This window comes from Alteromonas sp. LOR (genome assembly GCF_000753865.1).
Taxonomy (GTDB): Bacteria; Pseudomonadota; Gammaproteobacteria; order Enterobacterales; family Alteromonadaceae; genus Alteromonas.
The window spans coordinates 1-251 of the sequence record NZ_JQFW01000046.1 but is presented as its reverse complement, the minus strand read 5'-3'; the positions used below and the strand labels follow the sequence as shown (position 1 = coordinate 251).

At 44.6% G+C, this 251-nt stretch carries 1 protein-coding gene; it reads left to right on the top strand.

Translation table 11 applies throughout. The features are described 5' to 3' along the window. A partial coding sequence (locus tag JV36_RS0113665; protein ID WP_032097600.1) for an EF-Tu/IF-2/RF-3 family GTPase occupies positions 1–251 on the top strand: 251 nt, incomplete at both ends.

Sequence of the window (251 nt, the reverse complement as noted above, 5' to 3'; positions counted from 1 at the left end):
GTATTCTCAATCTCAGGTCGTGGTACTGTTGTAACAGGCCGTGTTGAGCAAGGTATTGTTAAAGTTGGTGAAGAAGTAGAAATCGTTGGTATCAAAGATACTGTTAAGACGACTTGTACTGGTGTTGAAATGTTCCGTAAGCTTCTAGACGAAGGTCGTGCTGGTGAGAACGTTGGTGTACTACTACGTGGTACTAAGCGTGATGACGTAGAGCGTGGACAAGTACTAGCTAAGCCTGGTTCAATCAACCC